This window comes from Mesorhizobium sp. M4A.F.Ca.ET.020.02.1.1 (assembly GCF_004022645.1).
Classification (GTDB): Bacteria; Pseudomonadota; Alphaproteobacteria; order Rhizobiales; family Rhizobiaceae; genus Mesorhizobium.
In genome coordinates, this window is record NZ_RZOI01000582.1 from 1 (window position 1) to 3,939 (window position 3,939).

The window sequence follows — 3,939 nt, forward strand, 5'->3', positions numbered from 1 at the left end:
AGGCGCGCCGGTCGGTCTCGGCCTCGGCATCGCGCGACGGCCCCGACGGATCGGTGACGAAATGCGCAACGGCGATATCGGGGTCGTTTTTGTCGCGCTTGCGCCTGACGGCGAAGATCGCGCTGTTGTTCGAGGCGATCTCGGTCTCGACGAACATCTTCGAGAAGGCCGGATGGGCATTGTCGGAAGCTTCGTTGCCCAGCACCAGCTCGGCGAACGACGTCACCTCGATGTGCCGGTCGGTGGCGCCGTCATTGTAGAGCGTGACGCGGCGGCCCTCGCCATTGCCTTCCGAGATGACGATGCATTCGACCTCCGAGCGCAGCGACCCGACCGATTTGATGAAGCTCGCCTTGTCGTCGGAGAACAGGGTCTGGACGCGCTCATGGTCGGTGCGCCGCGGCTCTGAGGTCGCCGACCACCAGTCGCCGGTGCCGGCATCGCGCAGGAAGATGTAAGAGCCGAGCCGGTCCTCGCTCGGGTCCGGCTGCCAGCGGGTGACGGCAAGGTCGCCGAAACGGCTGTAGCCGGAACCGGTGGCGGTGACCATGACCGAATAGCGGCCATTGGACATGACGTTGGTCGCACGCAGCGCCTTGGCCGGGTCGAGGATGATGCGCGTGTCCGGGCTCTCTGTCTCGGTCTCGTCCTTGGAGCGCTCGTCGGCTTCGGTCCTGACGGTGGCGGTCGGGATGTCGCGCGGCGCCCTCTCCTGCAGCAGGAGCTCGGCCGACTCGATCACCGGGTCGCTGTGGAAACGGTCGCGCAGGCGGCCTTCGAAGATGGCGTCGGCGACGGCTGCGATCGACATGCCGGAATGGTGCGCCATGTAGTTCAGCACTACGGCGTGGTCGGTGCCCTCGGGCACGCGCTGCGGGGTGAAATCGACGGCATCGTAGAAACCGTGCCGGCCAAGCGCGCCGATCGCCTTCAGCCGGGCCAGATTGTGCACCGCCTCCCGCGGATTGAACTGCGCCGCCAGGATCGTGGCGTAGGGCGCAATCACGGTGTTCTGGCCGAGACCGCGCTTGAGGCCGAGGCCGGGTACGCCGAAATTGGTGTACTGGTAGGTCAGCTCGCGGTCGCGGGCATTATAGGCCGCTTCCGAAATACCCCAGGGCACATTCTTGGAGCGCGCGTACTGGATCTGGCGCCTGATGATCAGCTTGCTGGTCTGGTTGAGGATCGAGCCATGCGGCTCCTTCATCACCAGCGGCGGCATCAGGTATTCGAACATCGAGCCCGACCAGGACATCAGCGCGCCCCGGAAGCCGATCTCGACGATCGGCCGGCCAAGCCGGAACCAGTGCTCGGTCGGCAGGTCGCCCTTGGCGATGGCGAACAGGCTGGTGAGCCGCGCCTCCGAGGCGAGCAGGTCGTAACAACTCTCGTCGAGCTGGTGCTCCTCGACCCGGTAGCCGATCGACAGAAGCTTGCGCTCCTGCCGCATCAGGAAGGAGAAATCCATCTCGAAGGCGTAGCGGCGGGCACGCTCGCGCAGGGCCAGAAGCTTGGCGCGCAAGGCCTCGACCGCGTTCTCGTCGTTGTGCGAGTCGTGCACATGCGCCTCGCAGGTGGCTTCGAGCCGCGCCGCCCAGTCGGCGATGACGTCGCTCTTCGGCGAGGCCGCCTCGGTGTGGATGGCGGCGGCGAGCTTGCGTATCTCTCCGGCCAGCACCGCCAGGTTGATGGTGCGGATCGACGCCATCTCGGGCTGTGCCTTGATGGTCATGACGGCGCGGCGCATGCCGTCGAGACGGTCGGCAAGTCGCTGGCGCAGCGGCCTCAGCTGCCGGCGGTCGTCCGGCAATTCCTCAAGGCTCTCGTCGAGGATGGTCACCGTATCGAGGATGCCCTCGAAATCGCCCTGCAGATGCACGGAAGGCGCTTCCGCCCATTCGGCGCAAGCCGCGGCGACCGCCACCAGATGGCCGGCGAGATTGCCGCTGTCGACGGCCGAGATGTAGAGCGGATAGAGCGGCTTCAGCGTCGTCGTGTCGTACCAGTTGTAGAGATGGCCGCGGTCGCGCGGCATGCTCTCGATGGTCGTCATCGTCGCGTCAATGCGCGTGATGGCGTCAGACAGGCTGATCCAGCCGAAGTCGCGCGCCGACACCACCGACAGCAGGTAGACGCCGATATTGGTCGGCGAAGTGCGCGGCGCCACCACCGGCGCCGGGCTTTCCTGGAAATTGTCGGGCGGCAGATGGTGATGCTCGGCCGTCACGAAAGTCTCGAAATAGTGCCAGGTGCGCCGCGCGATGGTGCGCAGCGTATGGATGTCGGCGGCCGAGATGCGCAGCCGGTCCTCGGTCTCGGCCGAGCGGCTGATCCAGCAGGCGACAGCCGGCGAGCCAATCCAGAAGATGGCGAAGAAGAAGGCGACGAAGGCGCCGGTGGAATCGGCCAGCACCGGGATGGCAAGGCCGACGACGCCGATGATCACCGCGCCATACATCATGCCGTAATAGGCGCCGAGGTCACTGCCGCCGCTCTTGTGCGCCTGCGAGGCGGTGCGCCATTCAAGCAGGTTCTGCCGGCTGACGAACAAGCGATAGAGGGTGCGGATGATGGCATCGCCCATCATCCAGGCGAGATGCGCCATCAGCAGCACCTTGAGCGCGACCAGGGCGGTGCCGAAGATGGTGTCGCGCGCCAGCGCCGAAAAATGGCCGCGCGGGGTCTGGTCGCCGCTCTTGGGCAGGATGCCATTGACGATGTCAAAGGTGGGCGCCATGAACAAAGTGAGGATCAGCAGCGCCTGCCATTGCGCGGCTTGCGTGAAGGGCAGCAGGGTCCAGCCGGCGATCGCCGCCATCACCCAGAAGATCGGCGTGAGCGAGCGGCGCAGATTGTCGACCATCTTCCAGCGCGACAGCGCCGGCACGCCGGAGCGCGGATCGAGGATGAAGCCGAGAAGCTGCCAGTCGCCGCGCGCCCAGCGGTGATGGCGTGACGCGTCTACCGAATAGCGGGTCGGGTAGTCCTCGACCAGCTCGACATCGGTGACCAGCGCCGAGCGCGCCAGCGCCCCTTCGAGCAAATCGTGGCTGAGGATGGTGTTTTCCTCGATGCGGCCCTTCAGCGCCGCCTCGAAAGCGTCGACATGGTAGAGGCCCTTGCCGGTGAAGGAGCCGTCGCCGAAGACGTCCTGGTAGACGTCCGAAACGGCAAAGACATAGGGGTCGAGGCCGCGGTTGGCGGAGAAAACGCGCTGGAAGAAGGAGGCGTCGTCGCCGCTGGTCAGCGAAGCGGTGATGCGTGGCTGCAGAATGGTGTAGCCAGCGGTGACGACGCGTTTTGAGGCGTCGAAATGCGGCCTGTTGAGAGGGTGGCTGAGCTTGCCGGCCAAGCTGGCCACTGCATCGCGGGTGGTGCGCGTGTCGGCGTCCAGCGTCATCACATGGACGACGTTTTCCGGCAGCGGCACGTCAAGCGGCAAATAGGTGGTGTCGCTGTCACCGCGCAGCAGAAGGTTCAGCTCATGCAGCTTGCCGCGCTTGCGCTCCCAGCCCATCCAGCAGCCCTGCGCGGCGTTGTAGAGCCGGCGCCGGTGCAGGACATAGAAGAGCGGCGCACCTTCGGTCGGATAGCGGGCGTTGAGCCTGGCGATCTCGTCGCGGGCAAATTGCAGGATCTCGATGTCGGCGGCGTCGATCTCGGTCTTCGAATCCGGCCAGTCCGAAAGCAGCGCGAAATGGATTTCGCCCGCCGAATTGGCGAGGTGATGTACCTCGATGTTGCGGATATTCTCCTCGACATCGTCGCGCGAGCCGATCAGCGAGGGCACCACGACCAGCGTGCGCGCCTCGGCGGGCACGCCATGCTTGTAGTCATAGCCGACGAGCCGCGTCGGCTTCAGGAACAGCGAGACGACGGTGTTGAAGAAGGCGAGCGCGCCTTCCGAGGCCGGCACGGCGAACAAGGCCAGCATCACGA

The 3,939-nt window shown here is 65.8% G+C and carries 1 protein-coding gene; it reads right to left on the reverse strand.

Annotated elements, in window-relative coordinates; all coding sequences use genetic code 11:
- The coding region (locus EN742_RS27150; protein WP_281035002.1) for a glucoamylase family protein at positions 1–3,939 on the reverse strand (3,939 nt) is incomplete at both ends.